This window comes from Alloalcanivorax profundimaris, assembly GCF_015265435.1.
GTDB lineage: Bacteria > Pseudomonadota > Gammaproteobacteria > Pseudomonadales > Alcanivoracaceae > Alloalcanivorax > Alloalcanivorax profundimaris.
The window spans coordinates 101555-120631 of sequence record NZ_JABJWH010000021.1; the positions used below are offsets into that span (position 1 = coordinate 101555).

Annotated in this window: 14 protein-coding genes; 1 reads left to right on the forward strand and 13 read right to left on the reverse strand. The window is 68.9% G+C overall.

Going from position 1 to position 19077, the window contains the following annotated elements:
* Positions 1-51: 51 nt before the first annotated feature.
* Positions 52-927 carry an acyl-CoA thioesterase II gene (tesB, locus tag HMJ39_RS12815; RefSeq protein WP_194297623.1) on the reverse strand — a complete coding sequence of 292 codons (876 nt, stop codon included), beginning with the start codon at positions 925-927 and terminating at the stop codon, positions 52-54.
* 129 nt (positions 928-1056) lie between these two features.
* On the opposite strand from tesB, the gene mfd reads away from it, so the two are divergent.
* Positions 1057-4572 carry a transcription-repair coupling factor gene (gene mfd / locus HMJ39_RS12820; RefSeq protein WP_194297624.1) on the forward strand — a complete coding sequence of 1172 codons (3516 nt, stop codon included), beginning with the start codon at positions 1057-1059 and terminating at the stop codon, positions 4570-4572.
* A 113-nt stretch (positions 4573-4685) separates the two neighbouring features.
* Here mfd and HMJ39_RS12825 read toward each other — a convergent pair whose 3' ends face one another.
* The 12 genes from HMJ39_RS12825 to topA all read right to left on the reverse strand — a co-directional run bounded on the left by HMJ39_RS12825 (position 4686) and on the right by topA (position 18808).
* Positions 4686-5657 carry a hypothetical protein gene (locus HMJ39_RS12825; RefSeq protein WP_194297625.1) on the reverse strand — a complete coding sequence of 324 codons (972 nt, stop codon included), beginning with the start codon at positions 5655-5657 and terminating at the stop codon, positions 4686-4688.
* Between the two features lie 26 nt (positions 5658-5683).
* Positions 5684-8149, reverse strand: a complete 2466-nt coding sequence (locus tag HMJ39_RS12830) for a galactose oxidase-like domain-containing protein (RefSeq protein ID WP_194297626.1) — start codon at positions 8147-8149, stop codon at positions 5684-5686.
* Between the two features lie 266 nt (positions 8150-8415).
* Positions 8416-9225 (reverse strand): enhanced serine sensitivity protein SseB C-terminal domain-containing protein, encoded by an 810-nt coding sequence (locus tag HMJ39_RS12835; RefSeq protein WP_194297627.1) that lies wholly within the window; start codon positions 9223-9225, stop codon positions 8416-8418.
* A gap of 114 nt (positions 9226-9339) precedes the next feature.
* Complete coding sequence (locus HMJ39_RS12840; protein ID WP_194297628.1) at positions 9340-10587, reverse strand: BaiN/RdsA family NAD(P)/FAD-dependent oxidoreductase; 1248 nt, start codon at positions 10585-10587, stop codon at positions 9340-9342.
* Complete coding sequence (locus HMJ39_RS12845) at positions 10584-11321, reverse strand: S-methyl-5'-thioinosine phosphorylase (protein ID WP_194297629.1); 738 nt, start codon at positions 11319-11321, stop codon at positions 10584-10586. The genes HMJ39_RS12840 and HMJ39_RS12845 overlap by 4 nt, the downstream gene beginning before the upstream one ends.
* Positions 11322-11323: 2 nt before the next feature.
* Positions 11324-11896: a hypoxanthine-guanine phosphoribosyltransferase gene (locus HMJ39_RS12850; RefSeq protein WP_161384722.1), complete on the reverse strand. Its 573-nt coding sequence runs from the start codon at positions 11894-11896 to the stop codon at positions 11324-11326.
* Entirely contained in the window at positions 11880-13148 is a 1269-nt protein-coding gene (locus HMJ39_RS12855; protein WP_194297630.1) for a mechanosensitive ion channel family protein, read from the reverse strand. Before HMJ39_RS12855 ends, HMJ39_RS12850 begins: the two co-directional genes overlap by 17 nt.
* On the reverse strand, positions 13145-14167 hold the full coding sequence (gene nagZ, locus HMJ39_RS12860) for a beta-N-acetylhexosaminidase (protein ID WP_228462339.1): 1023 nt from the start codon (positions 14165-14167) through the stop codon (positions 13145-13147). The genes HMJ39_RS12855 and nagZ overlap by 4 nt, the downstream gene beginning before the upstream one ends.
* A gap of 11 nt (positions 14168-14178) precedes the next feature.
* Complete coding sequence (locus tag HMJ39_RS12865; RefSeq protein WP_194297709.1) at positions 14179-14652, reverse strand: L,D-transpeptidase; 474 nt, start codon at positions 14650-14652, stop codon at positions 14179-14181.
* Positions 14653-14781: 129 nt separating this feature from the next.
* Positions 14782-15402, reverse strand: coding sequence for a TetR/AcrR family transcriptional regulator (locus HMJ39_RS12870; RefSeq protein ID WP_194297631.1), 621 nt, complete (start codon positions 15400-15402; stop codon positions 14782-14784).
* A gap of 138 nt (positions 15403-15540) precedes the next feature.
* Positions 15541-16068, reverse strand: coding sequence for a hypothetical protein (locus HMJ39_RS12875; protein ID WP_194297632.1), 528 nt, complete (start codon positions 16066-16068; stop codon positions 15541-15543).
* Between the two features lie 4 nt (positions 16069-16072).
* A complete protein-coding gene (gene topA / locus HMJ39_RS12880; RefSeq protein WP_194297633.1) occupies positions 16073-18808 on the reverse strand; it encodes a type I DNA topoisomerase in 2736 nt (911 codons plus the stop codon).
* Positions 18809-19077: the final 269 nt, after the last annotated feature.

Here is a 19077-nt window from a genome sequence, read left to right on the forward strand (position 1 = left end):
ACGCCGGCCGCATCCAGCGGTGCCGCGACCCGGTGGTCGCTCGTGTGCCGGTTACACCAGCTCCTCGCCGGGGCGCAGGCGCATCAGCCCCTCCTGGGCCACGGTGGCCACCAGCACGCCGTCGCGGCGGTGGATGTTGCCGAAGGTCAGGCCCCGGGCGCCAGCGGCGCCGGGGCTCTGGCAGTCATAGAGCAGCCAGTCGTCGACCCGGAAATCGTCGTAGAACCACATGGTGTGGTCGAGGCTGGCGCACTGCACGTTGCTCTGCCAGAAGGTCATGTCGTGGGGCTGCATGGCGGTGCCCATGAAACCGTAGTCGGAGCAGTAGGCGAGCAGCGCCCGCTGGGTCATGCGGTCCGCTTCCACGGTGTCGCCCACCTTGAACCAGAAGCGCTTGACCGGCTCCCGGGATTCCGGCTCGAAGGCGTCGCGGGGGGTCACCGGGCGGAACGACAGGGGCCGCTCGCGGAGGAAGTCGTCGCGGAACTGCTTGGGAATCCGGTCGGCCATGCGCAGGCGGGCCTGCTCATCGGTTTCCAGTTCCTCCGGGGCGGGCACCTCGGGCATGGGCGCCTGGTGCCGGGCGCCCTCCTCTTCCACCTGGAAGGAAGCGGCCAGGCTGAAAATGGGACGACCGTGCTGAATGGCGTTCACGCGCCGGGTGGTGAAGCTCTTGCCATCGCGGATGCGGTCCACGTCGTAGATCACCGGGCGGCGGATGTCGCCGGGGCGCAGGAAGTAGGCGTGCAGGGAATGCACCGGCCGCTCCTCCGGCACCGTCATGGACGCCGCCAGCAGCGCCTGGCCGGCCACCAGGCCGCCGAAGATGCTGCGCTGGCCGTTGGCCTCGCTTTGTCCCCGGAACAGATTGTCTTCCAGGGGCTCCAGGCTGAAGCGCTGCATCAATTCGCGAACCGATTCTTTCATTGTCTGCCTCTGCGTATACCGAGCGGCGGGATGCTACCACAATCATCGCGGCTAAAGCCGCTCCTACGGTGAAGCCTCATGAACCCGTCACGCGGCTGCGTTACAATGCGCGCCCTCGATGGAGGCACGATGACCCTGTTACCCGATACTCCCCTGTTTCCCGCCGGCGCCGAGCACTTCAAGGATTGGCGCGGGCTTTCCGACGGCAGCCTGGCGGCGGTGCTCACCCAGGTGGCGCGCTCCCTGGACGGCCCCCTGGTGGTGGCCGCGCCGGGCAGCGGCCGCGCCCAGCAACTGGCCGACGCGCTGAGCTTTTATCTGGCAGGCAACCCTGTGGCAGGCACCCCTGTGGCAGGCACCCCTGTGGCGGGCGACGCCACCGGGGGCACCGGCGGCGCGCCGGACCTGCCGGTGATGCTGTTCCCGGACTGGGAGACCCTGCCCTACGACCTGTTCAGTCCCCACCAGGACATCGTCAGCGATCGCATCCGGGTGCTCAACTGGCTGCGCGGCGCCCGCGCCGGGGTGCTGGTGGTGCCCATCAACACCTTGATGCAACGGCTGGCGCCGCCGTCGCACATCGGCGGCAACAGCTTCATGCTGCGCGTGGGCGAGGCGTTCGACATGGAGCGCACCCGCTCGCAGCTGGTGGATTGCGGCTACCGGCAGCGCGACAACGTCTACGAGCACGGCGAGTTCGCCGTGCGCGGCGCCATCATGGACGTGTTCCCCATGGGCTCCACCCAGCCGTTCCGGGTGGAGCTGTTCGACGACGACATCGAATCCCTGCGCCTGTTCGACCCGGAAAGCCAGCGCTCCACCGGCCAGGTCGACGAGATCAACCTGCTGCCCGCCGCCGAGTACCCGCTCAGCGCCGAGGGCATTCGCCGTTTCCGCACCGCCTTCCGCGACACCTTCGACGTGGACCCGCGCCATGTGCCGCTCTACCAGGACGTGTCCGAGGGCATCGCCGCGCCGGGGCTGGAGTACTACCTGCCGCTGTTCTTCGACGGCCTGGCCACCCTGTTCGACTACCTGCCGGACAACGCCCGGGCCCTGGAGATGGCCGGCTGCGAGGAGGCCGCCAGCCACTTCTGGGACGAAGTGGGCGCCCGCTACGAGTCGCGCCGCCACGACATCCACCGGCCGGTGCTGCCGCCGGCGCGGCTGTTCCTGCGCCCGGACGAGCTGGACGCGGCCTGGAAGGGGCTGCCCCGGGCCCGCCAGCGCGACAGCGACCAGGCGGTGTCGTTCCGGGTGCAGGCGCCACCGTCGGTGGCCGCCGACCCGCGCGCCCGCAACCCGCTGGCGCCGCTGCACACCTTCGCCGACGAGCACCCGGACACCCGCATCCTGGTGGTGGCCGAGACCGCCGGCCGCCGGGAAGCCCTGCTGGAGCTGATGCAGAAGATCGGCATCCAGCCGGCGCTCAAGGACGGCTGGGCGGACTTCATCGCCGACCCGCAACGCTGGAACCTGACCCGGGGCGAGCTGGACGCCGGCTTTTACGCCCCGGAACACGAACTGCTGGTGGTCAGCGAGAGCGAGCTGTACGGCGAGCGGGTGATGCAGCGCCGCCGCCGGCGCACCAGCGAGGACAGCGGCAACGATCTGGGCATCCGCTCCCTGGGCGAGCTCAGCATCGGCGCGGCGGTGGTGCACCTGGACCATGGCGTGGGCCGCTACCAGGGCCTGACCCACATGACCGTGGACGGCCAGCCCCATGAATTCCTGCTGCTGGAATACGCCGGCGGCGACAAGCTTTACGTGCCGGTGTCGTCGCTGCACCTGATCAGCCGCTACGGCGGCGGCGACCACCCGCCCCTGAACCGGCTGGGCACCGAGCAATGGAGCAAGGCGCGCCAGAAGGCCGCCGAGAAGATCAACGACGTGGCCGCCGAGTTGCTCAACACCTACGCCCGCCGGGAGGCCCGCCAGGGCCGGCCGTTCGGCGTCGAGTCGGAGGACTACGAGCGCTTCGCCAGCGGTTTCCCGTTCGAGGAAACGCCCGACCAGGAGGCCGCCATCCGCGCCGTGATCAGCGACATGCAGCTGGCCAAGCCCATGGACCGGCTGGTGTGCGGCGACGTGGGCTTCGGCAAGACCGAGGTGGCCATGCGCGCCGCCTTCGTGGCGGTGCAGAGCGGCGCCCAGGTGGCGGTGCTGGTGCCCACCACCCTGCTCGCCCAGCAGCATTACGAGTCCTTCGTGGACCGCTTCGCCGACTGGCCGGTGAACATCGAGGTGCTGTCGCGGTTCCGCAGCGCCAAGGAAAAAGCCGAGGTGCTCGACCGGCTCAAGGCCGGCAAGGTGGACATCATCGTCGGCACCCACCAGTTGCTGCAGGAAAGCGTGTCGTTCTCCGACCTGGGCCTGATCATCGTCGACGAGGAGCACCGCTTCGGGGTGCGCCACAAGGAACGGCTCAAGGAACTGCGCGCCGAGTGCGACATTCTCACGCTCACCGCCACGCCGATTCCACGCACCCTGAACATGGCCATGAGCGGCATGCGCGACATTTCCATCATCGCCACGGCGCCGCAGAAACGGCTGTCGGTGAAGACCTTCGTGCAGCAGAGGGATTCCACCGCCATCAAGGAAGCGATCCTGCGCGAGCTGCTGCGCGGCGGCCAGGTCTATTACCTGCACAACGACATCGACACCATGGCGCGCACCGCCGAGGAACTGCGCAAGATGGTGCCGGACGCGCGGGTCGGCATCGCCCACGGGCAGATGCGCGAGCGCGAGCTGGAAGCGGTGATGAGCGACTTCTACCACCGCCGCTTCAACGTGCTGGTGTGCACCACCATCATCGAGACCGGTATCGACGTGCCCAGCGCCAACACCATCATCATCGAGCGCGCCGACAAGCTCGGCCTGGCCCAGCTGCACCAGCTGCGCGGCCGGGTGGGTCGCAGCCACCACCAGGCCTACGCCTACCTGATCACCCCCAGCCCGCGGGCCATGACCAAGGATGCCCTCAAACGCCTGGAGGCCATCGAGCAGGCCACCGATCTGGGCGCCGGCTTCGTGCTGGCCAGCCAGGACCTGGAGATTCGCGGCGCCGGCGAGCTGCTCGGCGAGGAGCAGCACGGCAACATGGAAGCGATCGGTTTCTCACTGTACATGGAGATGCTGGAACAGGCGGTGGAAGCGCTCAAGAACGGCGAGCAGCCGGACACCGCCAAGCCGCTGTCCGGCGGGCCGGAGGTAAACCTGCGCATTCCGGCGCTGATCCCGGAGGATTACCTGCCGGACGTGTTCACCCGGCTGACGCTGTACAAGCGCATCGCCGGCTGCAAGACCACGGAACAATTGGAAGAGCTGCAGGTGGAGATGATCGACCGCTTCGGCCTGCTGCCGGAGCCGCTCAAGAACCTGTTCCGGGTCACCGCCCTGCGCCAGCGCGCCGAGGCCCTGGGCATTACAAGGCTGGACGCCCACCCGCGCGGCGGCAAGCTGGAGTTCGCCGAGCGCACGCCGGTGGACCCGCTCACCATCGTCAAGCTGGTGCAGTCCGGGCCCAACCTCTACAAGCTGGAGGGCGCCAGCACCCTGCGCTTCGAGCTGGAGTCGGAGACCGCCGCCGAGCGCTTCGAGGTGGTGGAGGGGGTGTTGGGGCGGTTGTCCGGTGGCCGCGGTTGATCGCGACTAAAGCGGAACGCCGCCCGGTCGCTCCTACAGCTGTCGGAGAGGTGTTGTAGGAGCGACCGGGCGGCGTTCCGCTTCAGTCGCGATTAGCCCTGGCCGCGCCGGCGCTAATGATGATGCCCGGCCTCGGCCACCCGCTCGCCGGGCACCCACAGCACCTCGCCGGTGACCGCCACCGGCGTGTCCCCCACCGTCACCGGCAGGGTCCAGGTACTTACCCGGGCGCGCTCGCCGGCGTCCAGCACCGCCTCCGTGGGCCAGCGTTCGCCGTAGGCGGCGCGGGGCTCGGTCCAGGTATAGCGGGGCCCGCCGGCCACCTTCACCCATCGCGGCCCGGCCGCCTCCGGCGCGGCGTTCAGAAAGCTGCCGCCGGGTCCCACGCGCAGCCAGGGCCGGCCCTGGGCGTCGGCCACCGTCACCGGTTTCTCCCCCTGATTGTGCAGGTGCAGCGCCGGCACCGTGCCTGGCGCCAGGGTCACGGAGACGCCCTCGGTGAGCGCCGGGTCGGAGGTGAGCCGGGACAAGAAGCGTCCCGGCGGCAGCGGCTCATAGCGAAAAGCACCGGCCAGGGCCGTGGCCTCGCCGTCCCGGCGCGCCGCCACCGTCCACCCGGCGAGCCGCGCCGGGCGCCCGGCGTGCTCCAGGTCGTGGGGCACGTCCACGTCGTCGGTGCGCAGGCGCGGGTCGAACCAGCCCCAGTGGGGCCGGTCGTTGACCTTGGCCCAGCGCGGCTCGGCGTCCTGGGTCACGCCCTCCGGCAGGGGCACGCCCCGGGCGGCGGTCTGGCCCCGGTACCAGGCGGGGCTGGCCAGGTCCGCCAGCACCCCGCCCCGGTCGATGCGCAGAAAGGCGCGCCCTTCCCCATCGAGAATTTCCAGGGTTCGGTCGCTGTCGTTGGCCACCACCAGCTGCGGCGCCACCGTGGTCTGCACCTGGACGTCGACGCCGGCCAGGGCCGGCGGCAGCGGGTCCAGCCGGGCCTTCACGGCCTTGGCTTCCGGCCCGTGGGCGCCGGCGGCGCCGGCCAGCAGCAGGCCGGCCAGGGCCAGCGGACCGGCAAAGCGGAATGGTAACGTCATGATCGCGCTCCTTATTGCCCGGCCAGCTATTTTCGGACCAACAGGGCCGGCGCCGCGTCCGGCAACAGCACCTGAACCGAGGCGGCGGTGGACGGCACCACCATGGCGGAGCCGTCGCTGGCCACCCGGTTGACGAACAGCATGTAGTGCCCGGCGGGGGCCACCGCCGCGTTGCCCGGAATGGTCACGCTGACCTGGCCGTCGCCCACGGTGTGCGGCAGCACCACGGTGCGCTGATCGCCGTCCACCAGGTGGGTCAGGCTGGTGCGCCGCACCAGCAGCACCTCGTTGATGGCGGCGGCGTCATCCACCTGGATATCGATGGCCTCGCCGTGGGACACCTCCGTGGGCGCGGACAGGATCTCCGGGCGGTCCTTGAACACATAGGGCGGGCTGTAGATCTCGAACGACGGGTCGCGGCCGTCATTGGGCGAGAAGCCCAGCTCTTCCAGGTTGAGGCTGAACAGGTAGGCGGTGTTGATCGGCGCGTGGCCCCCCACCAGCACCCGGCCGTCCGGCAGCAACAGCGCCGTGTTGTGGTAGGTGCGCGGGTTCAGGGAGCTGGCCATGGGCGTCCAGGTACGGGTGTTGGGGTCGAACCGCTCGGTGACCTGCACCGGGTTGGCGGAGCCCGGCAGCACCACCTCGTCCCGGTTGGCGCCGTTGAAGGCCATCACCGAGCCGTCCGGCAGCAGCACGGCGGTGGAATACCAGCGCGGGCCGTTCAGGTTGCCGACGATTTCCGAGGAATAGCGCATGCCGCTTTCGGTGTCCGGCACGTTCACTTCCACCGTGTCCATGCGGGCATTGGGCACCGCCAGATAGCTGCCCGGGCTGGTGGCGGCCACCGCGCCCACCACGCCACCGGCGGTGAGGAAGCGGGCGGTGTCGTACTGGCCGGCGCCGTTCTGGCGCAGCGGCATCATGATCGAGAAGGTGGAGCCCCGGAAGCCGGCGCCCAGCAGCCGGTTGGCCACCTCCGGATCGGCCACGTCACCGAGCAGGTTCCGCACCTGCTCCAGGCTGCCCAGGGGGGCGCCCAGCAGGCCGGTGAGCAAGCCCTCGCCGGTGCCGATCAGGTCCTCCAGCAAATTCGGGCTGGTCAGGGTCAGGGCGTTGGTGATGCGCTCCAGGCCCAGCTCGTCCAGTTGCACATTGAGGCCGGCGTAGCCCAGATCGGTCCACAGTTCCTGCTCGGGATCATAGGCGGACACGAAGTTCCATTGCGCCTGGTTGTAGGACTGGCCGAACGGATTGAACGCCTGGCCGGCGGCGTTGTAGAACACCTGGCCGTTGGGCAGCAGGTGCAGGCGCGGGTACAGCGGCAGCGGTTTGCCGGCGGTGCTGTCCAGGCCCGGCAGCGGGCGCTCGCCGTTCTCGCTCCAGGTGCCGCTTTGCAGGTCGTAGGTTTCGCTGGCGCGCACGTTGTCGGCGGATTGCAGCAGCTCGCGCAGGCCGCTGCTTTCCCCGCCGATCAGGGCGCCGGTGTAGACCGGCTTGAGCAGCTTGGTGACGCCGCTGGCCACGAAGATGTCGCCGTCCGGCAGGGTCACCAGGCTGGGGTACCAGCGGCCGTGGTTCATGGCGCCGGTCTGGGTCCAGCTGTTGTCCTCGGGATTGAAGATGCGAGCGTCCTTGAGGCCTTCCAGCTCCACCACGCCGATGTCATCGGGCACGCTGATGTCGCCGAAGTTGCTGGGCAGGGGGATCTCGTTGTCGATGGACCCGAGCACGTCGCGGGCCTGGGGGAACACGGAGCCCAGGGACGGCTCGGTGTAATAGTCGGTGCCGCCCACCGCCATGATGCGGCCGTCGGCGAGCTGGATCACGTCGGCGCAGAACAGGGCACCGTCGTTGCCCGGAGTGCTTTCCGCGTCGCTCAGTTCGGCGCCAGGCAGCAGGGTGTCACTGTCGTTGCCGTCCACGTTGGCGCCGCCGCGCACCGGCGAGGGCCGCTGCCAGCTGATGCGGTCCTCGGGGCCGGCGGGGCCCAGGTTGAGTACCCGGGTCTGGTCGTTCACCGCCACGAAACCGAACTCGGCGACGATGGAGAACTCCACGTTCTCGGTGCCTTCCAGGGCATTGAAGTAGACCAGCCGGTTATCCGGCAGCAGCGCGATGGAGCCCGCCGCCGGCTTGCAGCGCAGGTCGCCCTCGCTGTCTTCCAGGCATTTGTCGTCGGTGGTCACCACCTTGAGGTTGTCGCCGGTGCTGGCGTCGCTGTAGCGGATGGTGGGCTCGGCGAAGGGGCCGGCGAACTTGCCCTGCTCGCACTCCTGATCCTGACACTGGTACTGGCGCCCCTCGAAGGAGGCGCCTTCCGGCGCCGGGGCCGGGTCCATGGGATCTTCCGCCCGTGGCGTGGCCGGGTCCTCGCCGCCTCCGCCGTCGCTGGACACCGTGGTGCCGCCGCTACCTCCGCCACCGCCGCCACAGGCGGCCAGCGCGCCGGCCAGCAGGGTTAAACCGATAAGCCGCTCCAGGTACTTCATGATGCTCTCTCCGGCTGTTCATTGTTATGTCATTGGTGGTCGCGGACGGGCCGCGACGGATCGAGTCTGCGCCGGGAGCGCGCCGGGCGTCGTGCGCATTCGGGCACGGAATTACCACACTCCGACGCATCCATACCGATGGGAGAAAGCGGGTTACGGAATTACCGAGAAAGTTTCACGCCGCGACGACGAGGCAAACAAAACAACGGGGATTTGTTGAGGGGAATCAGAGGGTTATAGGGACGATGGTGCCACCCTGTCGGGGATCAGCCACCAAACAGGCGGCGCCACCAGGGGCGCTTGGGCGCCTCCGGCGCCGCCGCGGCGGGCCGGTCCCGTTCATAGAACGGCCGGGTCTGGTGATACAGGTAGCCGGCCACGCCGCCCTCCTCCGCATCGCCGGCGATCTCGATCAGATCCACGGCGCGGCCTTCCGGAGCGGTGTCGGCGATCACCGAACCGGCGGCGTGGCGGGCGCGGGCCAGGCCATCGCCGCGCAGCCCCACCAGCAGGCTTTGCCGGGGCGCGTCCCCGCCCTCCTGCATCAGACACAGATAAGCGGCCTCCACCTCCGGGTAGCCAGGCAGCAAACGCTGGAGCGCTTCCACCATGGCGGTGGGGTAGTCCGAGGGCTGGCCGAGCAGTACGTCGGTGTCGGCTTCCGCCCGGCGGGTTTGCGGGCTCTGGTTGCTGCCGTTGTCCAGCAGCGAGCGGATTTCCTCCGGGTGGAATTCCTTGCCGTAATCGGAACGGGGATTGAGCACCAGCCGGGTGCCGGCGGTCATCTCGAACAGGCTGCGCGCCGGCAACCCCAGGTAGCTCTTCTCCTCATCGATGGCCCGCTGCAAGGCCTCCAGATCGGTGAAGAACGGGATCACCGATTCACCCTCGGCGTTTTGCCAGTGCTGGATGGAGAGATGGGCGCCCGCCGGCACCGTGCTCCTCCCCTCGCCGGGACCGTCCCCATGGCCAATCACGAAGACCTCGGCGGCCAGCAGCCGGCGGTAGAATTCCGGCCGCGCCGCCGGATCGTCGGCGGCGCGTTTGAGCGATTCAAACAGAGGGCTGTCCGGCATGTTCACGTCCTGCTGTGAGTGGTGGGCCATTTTAACCGGCGGCGACACGGCGGTGCCCGGTAGTGGTGCGCAATTGGCGGTTGAAGATGCCGTAGGAGCGACCGGGCGGCGCGGTCAGAGCGCCAGGCCGGCGGCGTGGGCGCTGGCCCAGGCCCATTGGAAGTTGAAGCCGCCCAGCTCGCCGGTAACGTCCAGCACCTCGCCGATGAAGAACAGGCCCGGCACCGCCTTGGCCTCGAAGGTCTTGGAGGACACCGCGTCCGTGTCCAGGCCGCCCAGGGTCACCTCGGCGGTGCGGTAGCCCTCGGTGCCGGCGGGTTTGAAGCGCCAGCCCTTGAGCACCGCCGCGATCTCCGCCAGTCGCTCGTTGCTCTGGTGCTGCAGCGGCCCGCGCCAGCCGAAGTGTTCCGCCAGGGTGGCGGCCAGGCGCTGGGAGAAGAAGCCGCGCAGCCATTTCTCGACGCCGGCGGCGGGCTGCTCGGCGCGGGCCTGGCGCAGGGCCGCCGCCGGGTCCGCCAGCGCCGGCAGCCAGTCCACGGCCACCTCGTCGCCGGGCCGCCAGAAGCTGGAGACCTGCAGCATGGCCGGGCCGGACAGCCCCCGGTGGGTGATCAGCAACGGCTCCTCGAAGCGGCGCCCGCCGGCCTCCGCGGCCACCTCGGCGCTGACCCCGGCCAGCTCCGCCAGCCACGCCTTGTCCGCCGGCTGCAGGGTGAAGGGCACCAGGCCGGCCCGGGTGGGCAGCACGGTGAGCCCGAAGCGCTCCGCCAGGCGGTAGCCGAAGGGCCCGGCCCCCAGGGTGGGAATGGACAGGCCACCGGTGGCCACCACCAGGCGGCGGGCGTGCAGCTCGCCACCGGCGGTGCGCAGCCGGAAGCCGTCGCCGGCGCTTGCCACCAGGACCGGATCGGCGCCCTGCCCTTCGCCGCCGTCCGCGCCGGCCACGGGCCGGTCGTTCACGTGGGTCACCGAGGTGTTCAGACGCACCTCGGCGCCGGCCCAATCGCACTCGGTGAGCAGCAGTTGCAGGATTTCCTTGCTGGAACCGGCGCAGAACAGCTGACCGGGGGCTTTCTCCACGTGCTCCACGCCATGGCGCTCCACCAGCTCCAGGAAGTGCCAGGGGGAATAGCGGTTCAGGGCGGACTTGCAGAAATGCGGGTTGGCGGAAGTGAAGTGCGCCGGGGTGGTGTTCAGGTTGGTGAAGTTGCAGCGCCCGCCGCCGGACATGAGGATCTTCTTGCCCGGCTTGTTGGCGTGGTCCAGCACCAGCACGGAGTGGCCCTGGTAGCCGGCGGTGGCGGCGCACATCAGCCCCGCCGCCCCGGCGCCGAGGACGATGACGTCGTAGCGTTCGGTCATGGGGACGGCTGGTTGGCGGCCAGGGCCGCCAGGGCCCGGCGCACGCCGGCCATGCCGTCGTGGAGGACCTGTTCGATCTCCGCCATGGTGATTTCCCGGTCGGCCTTGCCGGCGGCCGGGTTCACCACCAGCGACAGCATGGCGTAGGGCAGGCCCAGCTCCCGGGCGAGCACCGCCTCGGGCATGCCGGTCATGCCGACGATGCTGTTGCCGTCCTGTTCCAGGCGCTGGATTTCGGCGGCGGTTTCCAGGCGCGGGCCCTGGGTGGCGGCGTAGCAGCCGCCGTCCTGCCAGGGCGCCTTGGCGGCTTCCACGGCGATCCTGAGCCGCTCGCGCAGGGCGCGGTCGAAGGGCCAGCTGAAGTCCACGTGCACCAGGGGGTCGTCCGGGCCGTCGAAGAAGGTGCTGTCGCGGCCCCAGGTGTAGTCGATGATCTGGTCGGGGATCACCAGGCTGCCGGTGGCGGCGGTGATGCCGCCCACCGCGTTGACGGCGACGATGGCGCTGGCGCCGGCTTCCTTGAGCGCCAGCAGGTTGGCGCGGTAGTTGACCTGGTGCGGCAGGCGCGTGTGCGGGTCGCCGTGGCGGGCCAGGAACAGCACCGGCGCGCCGTTCAGTTCGCCTTCCACCACCGGCGCGGAGGGCTCGCCGAAACGGGTGCCGGCGGCGTGCCGCTGGCGGATGGTAAGGCCGTCGATGCGGGTCAGGCCGGTGCCGCCGATGAACGCCAGCATGGTCAGCCTTCCTCGCCGTCGAGGGCGAAGATGCCCGGCGCGTTGCGCCAGTAGCCCTTGTAGTCCATGCCCATGCCGAACAGGTAATGGTCCTCCGCTTCCAGGGCGGTGTAATCGGCTTTCAGGCCGGGCGTCGCTTTGCGGTCGTGGATCTTGTCGACCAGCACGCAGGTGGCGACGCTGGTGGCGCCCTGGGCCTTGCAGGCCTCGACGATGGCCAGCAGGGTGTTGCCCTCGTCGAGGATGTCATCGAGGATCACCACGTCGCGGCCGTTCAGGTTGGCGCTGGGGGTGACGATCCAGTGCACGTCGCCGCCGCTGGTTTCGCCCAGGTAGCGGCTGGCGTGGAGGTAGTCCACTTCCAGGGGGAAGTCCAGCCGCGTGAGCAGATGGCCGGCGAACACGATGCCGCCGTTCATGATGGTGACGAACACCGGGCAACGCTCGGAATAGTCACTGGTCAGTTGCACCGCCACCCGGCCGACGGCCGCCATCACCTCATCGTGGGAATGCAGCTCGCGGGCGTCGCGGCGCACCCGCATCAGTTCGTCCTTGAGTTCACTCGCCGTCGTCATCGCCTGTCTCCTGGTCCTGTTCGCCTTTCCAGCCCTGGCGGTGGTCGCGGCGGTTGCGGTTGCCGCGCCGCGCCTTGCGCCGGGCGCGCGGGGGTGGATCGCCGCCGTCATCCTCGACGTCGTCGTCCTCCATCTCGTCATCCCGCCCGCCGGGCTCGCTGGTGTGCATGTGCAGGGTGCGCGTGGGGAAGGCGAATTCCGCGCCGTGCTCGTCCACGATGTTCATGATGCGCAACAGCACATCCTGTTTGATCTCGTGGTAGCGCACCCAGTCCGTGGTCTTAGTGAAGGTGTAGATAAAGAACTCGATATGGGAATCCCCGTAATGATCGAAATTGACGATCAGGGTCCGGTAATCGGTTTCCATGTCTTCATGATCGATCAGCATCCGGCGCACGGCGGCGACGATGTCCGGCATCGCCCGCCAGTCGTCGTAGCGAATGCCGATCTTCTCGTTGATGCGGCGGTTGAGCATCCGCGACGGGTTTTCCAGCACCACCGTGGTGAACAGGGAGTTGGGTACGTACAGCGGGCGCTGATCGAAGGTGCGGATGCGCGTCAGCCGCCAGCCGATGTGCTCCACGGTGCCCTCGATGGCGCGGTCCGGGGAACGCACCCACTCGCCTACTTTGAACGGCTTGTCCAGGTACACCATCATGCCGCCGAAGAAGTTGGCGAGCAGATCCTTGGCCGCGTAGGCCACCGCGATGCCGCCCACGCCGCCGAAGGCGAGCACCCCGGAAATGCTGTAGCCCAGGGCCTGGAGGATGATCAGCAGCGCGGTGATCAGCACCGAGATGCGCAGCAGCTTGCCCACCGCGTTGGCGGTGGTCTTGTCCATGGGCTTCTCGACCCGGTCCGGGTTGACCAGGTTGTGCTCCACATTGCTGACCAACCGGGTCAGGAAGTAGGCGATGATGGCGATGAAGGCCACCCGGCGCACTTCCGAGACGTACTCGAAGATGGCGCTTTCGGACACCGACTGCAGCATCTCCGCGGCCACCGACAACCCCACCACCCACAGCAGCAGGCGCACCGGCACCCGGGCCGCTTCCAGCAGGGCGTCGTCCCAGAGGTTCTCGGTCTTGCGGCTGAGGTGGTCGATCAGGTCGATCACCCGCATCAGGATGAAGTTGGTGGCCACGGTGCAGAACACCACCACGAACACCTGGGTGAGCCAGACCAGGGTTTCGGTTTCCGGGCCGGGCCAGTTCAGCAGTTGGCGCCAGTCGGTGAGGGTTTGCCAGTTCATCGTGCGTCCTTCAGCAGCAAATCGGCCACGTCGCCGGCCTGGCGCCGGCGGCTCAGGTCCATGGGCGCGCGGGCGCGGCCGCGCAGGGTGGCGGCCGGGACGCGGGCGTCGAAGCGGCGGCCTTCCAGCCATTCCAGCACCGCCACGGCGCCGGGCCGGTCGTTGCACACCAGCACCATGTCACAGCCGGCGGTGAGCGCCGCCTCGGCCCGTTGCGGATAGTCGCCGGCCGCGGCGGCGCCGGCCATGGCCAGGTCGTCGGAGAAGATCACCCCCCGGTAGCCGCATTCGCCGCGCAGCACCCGGCCCAGCCAGTGGGCGGAGAAACCGGCGGGCTCCGGCGCCACCGCCGGATAGCGCACATGGGCGGGCATGATGCCCTCCAGGCGCCCGGCCAGGGCGCGGAACGGCGCCAGGTCCGGCGCCAGGGCGTCGCGGTCGCGGGGGTCCTCGGGCAGCTCCAGGTGGGAGTCCGCCGCCACATGGCCGTGGCCGGGGAAATGCTTGCCGGTGGCGGCCATGCCGGCGCGGGCCATGCCGTCGAGGAAGGCGCCGGCCAGGGTCGTTACCCGGTCCGGATCGGCGTGGAAGCTGCGGTCACCGATCACGCTGGAATGGCCGTAATCCAGGTCCAGCACCGGCGCGAAGCTGATGTCCAGGTCGAAGGCGCGCAGCTCATCGGCCATCAGTTCGCCGAGCAGGTCGGCGGCCTGGCGGGCGCCCTCCGGGTCGCGGTCGTGGTAGCGGCCCAGGGTGGCCATGGGCGGCAGGCGGGTGAACTCGGTGCGGAAGCGCTGCACGCGGCCGCCCTCCTGGTCCACGGCGATGAGCAGATCCGGCCGCTCGGCGCGCACCGCGCGTACCAGCTGGTGCAGCTGGTCCGGTTCCTGGTAGTTGCGGCTGAACAGGATCAGGCCGCCCACCGCCGGGTGGCGCAGCAGCTCCCGTTCCTCCTGGTCCGGGGTAAGCCCGGCCAGATCCAGCATCAGCAAGGGCTGGGTGTCATTGGTTTCTTGCATGTAACGGGTCTTTATTCGACGAGGGACACCGGCGTGGCCACCGGCACCCGGGCAAAGAGTGCGATCACATCCGTGTTGCGCATGCGGATGCAGCCGTGGGACGCCGGCGTGCCCATGGGCTCGCTGTCCGGCGTGCCGTGAATATAAATAAAGCGCCGGAAACTATCCACGTCGCCGCCGTGATTGAGGCCCGGTTCCAGGCCGCCGAGCCACAAAATGCGACTCAGGATCCAGTCCCGTCCCGGTTGCGTGGCGGCCCGTTGCGGATCGTGGATCTCGCCGTGGAAGCGGCGACCCTGGAACACCGCGCCCTCGGGCAGGCCGTCGCCGAAGCGGGCGCGCACCAGATGCCGGCCCAGGGGCGTGGCGTTGCTGCCCTGGCGGCAGCCGGCACCGGCGGCGGCGGTGGACACCGGGAACCGGTGGCTTTCGGCACCGTCCTGCAGCGTCAGGGTCTGGTCGGTGAGGGATACGATGATGTGCATGGCGAAACGATACAGCAATCCCGGCCATCGCGGGAACGGGGAAGGAATCCTGTAGGAGCGGCTTTAGCCGCGATTCAGCGCCGGATCGCGACTGAAGTCGCTCCTACAGAGGATGGAGGGGCAGCCGCTTCAGCCACGAATGCCGCCAACCACGAAGGGCAGCAACTGCTGGGTGATGCGGGCGGCGGTGATGTCGATGTTGAAGTCCTTCTTGCTGATGGTCCGCAGGGACTCCATGCCGGACAGGGTGAAGATCACCGCCCCCAGGCAGAAATGCACGCGCAGGAACAGCTCCAGGGGCGGCACGTCCGGCACCGTGTCGTGGAGCAGGCCCAGGAAGCGGCGGAACACGGCGCCGTAGTGTTCGCGCAGATAGGCGCGCAGATGGTCCTGGGGCTGGCTGTAGGCCTGCCCGGCCAGGCGGAAGAAGATCATCGCCCGGCGCGCCTCGTCGCCGTGGGAACCCAGGGCCAGCCGCGAGGCCAGGCCGAACAGTTTTTCCAGGTCGGCGCCGCCGGCCTGCTCCAGCTCCTGGAGCTTGGCGTCCAGGGCCTGGCAGAACGGGGTCAGGTAGCGTTCGAACACCGCCTGGATCAGGGCTTCCTTGGAACCGAAGTGGTAGTTCACCGCCGCCAGGTTGACCCCAGCCTTGCTGGTGATGGCCCGCAGGCTGGTCTCGGCGAAGCCCTTCTGGGCGAACAACACTTCCGCCGCATCCAGGATGCGCTCAACGGTATCGGACTGGGACATGGGGCCTCGCGCCTTTGGACAAGCGTTTTAAACATACGTTTGGCTGGCACGGGCGTCAAGCGAGGGGGGGGATCGCGACTGAAGTCGCTCCTACAGGGAAGAGTAGGAGCGACTTTAGTCGCGATGGCGCGGGCGAGGCTACCACTCTTCCATGTAGGCGGCGCACTGCTCGACCAGTTCCGCCACCCGGGCGGCGGCCTCGTCGAAGCGCTGGCGGTCGCCACCGGCCAGGGGCGCGTAGGGGTCCTCGGCGCGAATCGCCAGAGCGTCGCGCTCCTCCGGCGGCGTGGGGCGGCGGGCCAGGCCGGCGGCGCCCACGGCGGCGCGCATTTCCTGGTCCAGCCAGCACACCGCATCGGAGCGGTTGGCGCGGGCCTGGGTAAGCAGGTTCATTTCCGGGGCCTGAACGCCGGCGTCGCGGAAGGCCTGCTCCAGGGCCGCCAGGCTGATGAGGTCCTCGTAGCCGGGTACCCGGTAGCTCTTGGCGGCCTGGCGGGCGATGCCCACCAGCACCGAATAAAGGTGGAAGACGGCGCCGCCGCGCAGCGCCAGGCGCGGGCCGGCGGCGCCGTCCGGGTCGGCGTCCAGGGCCTTGAGCAGGCTGCGGGCGAAGAACAGCCGCTCGCGCAGGCCGCTGATCTCGCTTTCTCGAACCATTCGCGACATGGGGTCAGCTCTTCCTGGTGGCGGCTTTCTTTTTCGCGGCGGCCTTTTTCTTCTTGGCGGCGGCTTTTTTCTTGGGCGCGGTTTTCTTCTCTTCCTCTTCCCAGCGGCCATCGCGGTAGAAGGCGTACCAGCCGGTGGGCTTGCCGTCCTCCTCGGTCATCACGTACTGCTCCTTGGCCTTGCGGCTGTAGCGCAGTACCGCCTTGCGGCCCTTGGGGTCCTCCGCCGGGGCGTCCGCCAGGTACTTGTGCTTGGGGTCCAGCTTGTCGGCGACGGTCTGGATTTCCTCGATCAGCGGCGCCCGGGTTTCCCGGTTCTTGGGGAACTGGCTGGCGGCCAGGAACAGGCCGGAGGCGCCGTCGCGCAGCAGGTAGTGGTCGTCCACCTTCTCGCATTGCAGATGCGGCATGGGGATCGGATCGGCGCGGGGCGGCGCCGGCTCGCCGTTCTTGAGCAGCTTGCGGGTGTTGCCGCAGTCGTCGTTGGTGCACTTGAAGAACTTGCCGAAGCGGCCGGTGCGCAGCTGCATTTCGCTGCCGCACTTCTCGCATTCCAGGGTCGGGCCGTCGTAGCCCTTGATGCGGAATTCGCCCTGCTCCACCAGGTAGCCGTCGCAGTCCGGGTTGTTGCCGCAGACGTGCAGTTTGCGCTTCTCGTCGATGAGGTAGGATTCCATCGCCGTGCCGCACTTGGGGCAACGCTTCTTGCGGCGCAGCTCGTTGGTTTCCGCCTCTTCGTCATCGGCGTTGACCGCCTCGGCTTCCTCGCCGGGCAGCAGATTGAGGGTCGCCGTGCAACGTTCCTTGGGCGGCAGGCTGTAGCCGGAGCAGCCCAGGAAGACGCCGGTGGAACCGGTGCGGATCTGCATCGGGCGGCCGCATTTGGGGCATTCGATGTCGGTGTCCGTGGGCAGGTTGGCGCGCATGCCGCCCTTGGCCTGCTTGCCGGTGCCTTCGCCCTGGGCGGCGTCCAGCTTGGCCAGGAAGTCCCGGTAGAATTCGTCGAGCACGTCGCGCCAGTGGCGCTTGCCCTCGGCGATCTCGTCCAGGGTTTCCTCCATCTCGGCGGTGAAGTTGTAGTCCATCAGGTCCGGGAAGCTTTCCGCCAGCCGGTCGGTGACGATGTCGCCCATCTTCTCGGCGTAGAAGCGCCGGTTCTCCTGGCGCACGTAGCCCCGGTCCTGGATGGTGGAGATGATCGCCGCGTAGGTGGAGGGGCGGCCGATGCCGCGCTTTTCCAGCTCCTTGACCAGGCTCGCCTCGGTGTAGCGGGCCGGCGGTTTGGTGAAGTGCTGGGTGGCGTCGATGTCGTCCACGGCGAGCACGTCGCCCTGCTTGAGGTCCGGCAGCACGGTGTCTTCCTGGCCCTTGCGCGAGGCCTGGGGCTGAATGCGGGTCCAGCCGTCGAATTTCAGAATGCGGCCGCGGGCTTTGAGCTCGTAGCCATCGGCTTCGGCGGTGATCGTGGTGCTCAGGTACTCCGCCGGCGGCATCTGGCAGGCGATGAACTGGCGGCGGATCAGCTCGTAGAGGCGCTGGGCGTCGCGCTCCATGTCCTTGAGGCCGCTGGCCTCGCGCTTCACGTCGGACGGCCGGATCGCCTCGTGGGCTTCCTGGGCGCCCTCACGGCTGGAATAGCTGTTGGGCTTCTCGGGCAGGTACTTGCCGCCCAGCTTGTCGTCGATCCAGGCGCGGCAGTCGTTGACCGCGTCGGCGCTCAGGTTGGTGGAGTCGGTCCGCATGTAGGTGATGTGGCCGGCCTCGTAGAGGCGCTGGGCCATCATCATGGTCTTCTTCACCCCGAAGCCCAGGCGGGTGCTGGCCGCCTGCTGCAGGGTGGAGGTAATGAACGGCGCCGGCGGCTTGGAGCGGGTGGGCCGCTCCTCGCGCTGGGTGATGGTGAGCTGGCCGGCGGCCTTCAGGGCGGCGCGGTGCCTCTCGGCGTCGTCGCCGTTGTTGGGGCGGAAGTTCTCGCCGTTGTGGCGGGTCACCTGCAGGCGGATCTCGTCGCTGGCCTTGGCGGTGCTGTGGGTGTCCGCGTGCAGTTCCCAGAATTCCTCGGGCACGAAGGCGCGGATTTCCCGCTCGCGCTCCACCACCAGCTCCACGGCCACGGACTGCACCCGGCCGGCGGACAGGCCCCGGGCGATCTTTTCCCACAGCAGCGGCGAGATCATGAAGCCCACCACCCGGTCCAGGAAGCGGCGCGCCTGCTGGGCTTCCACCCGGCTCATGTCCAGCTTGCCGGGCTCCTCGAAGGCGGCCTGGATGGCCTTCTTGGTGATCTCGTTGAACACCACCCGGTCGAAGCGCTGGTCGTCGCCACCGATCACTTCCCGCAGGTGCCAGGCAATCGCCTCCCCTTCGCGGTCCAAGTCAGTGGCCAGATAGATGCGGTCGGCGTTGGTGGCCAGACGCTTGAGCTCGTCGATGACCTTTTCCTTGCCGGGGAGGATCTCGTAGTGGGCGTCCCACTCATGATCCGGGTCCACCCCCATGCGATTGATCAGCTGGGCGTGGGCCTTCTTCTTTTTATAGGCTTCCCGTTCTTCCTTGGGCAGGGACCGGGTATAGGCGGCCTCCTTGGCACGCTCCTTGGGCGTGGTTTTCTTGGCCCCGCCGCTCACCGGCAGGTCGCGCACGTGGCCGACACTGGATTTGACCACGAAGTCGTCGCCCAGATAGCGGTTGATGGTCTTGGCCTTGGCCGGCGATTCCACGATTACAAGGGACTTACCCATTCGTTGCTCACCCGATCATGCTACGGATACTCAAAAGAAACCTCCGATGCCTGCCCGTCGCGCCGGGATCGCCGTGCGCCGGGGCGCGATCGGAGGTGTCGCCGTGGGACGGTTGCGACCCCCGGCGGGCGCCTATTTAGACAGCGCCGGTATTGTCCGGTCAAGCGCCGGCGGCCCGGCCCGCTTCCGGCACCGCCCCGCCGGGGGCCCGCCCGGCGACCGCCAAAGCCGCGCGGGGCAAGGCTTTGCGGGCCACGCCACCGTGGGCT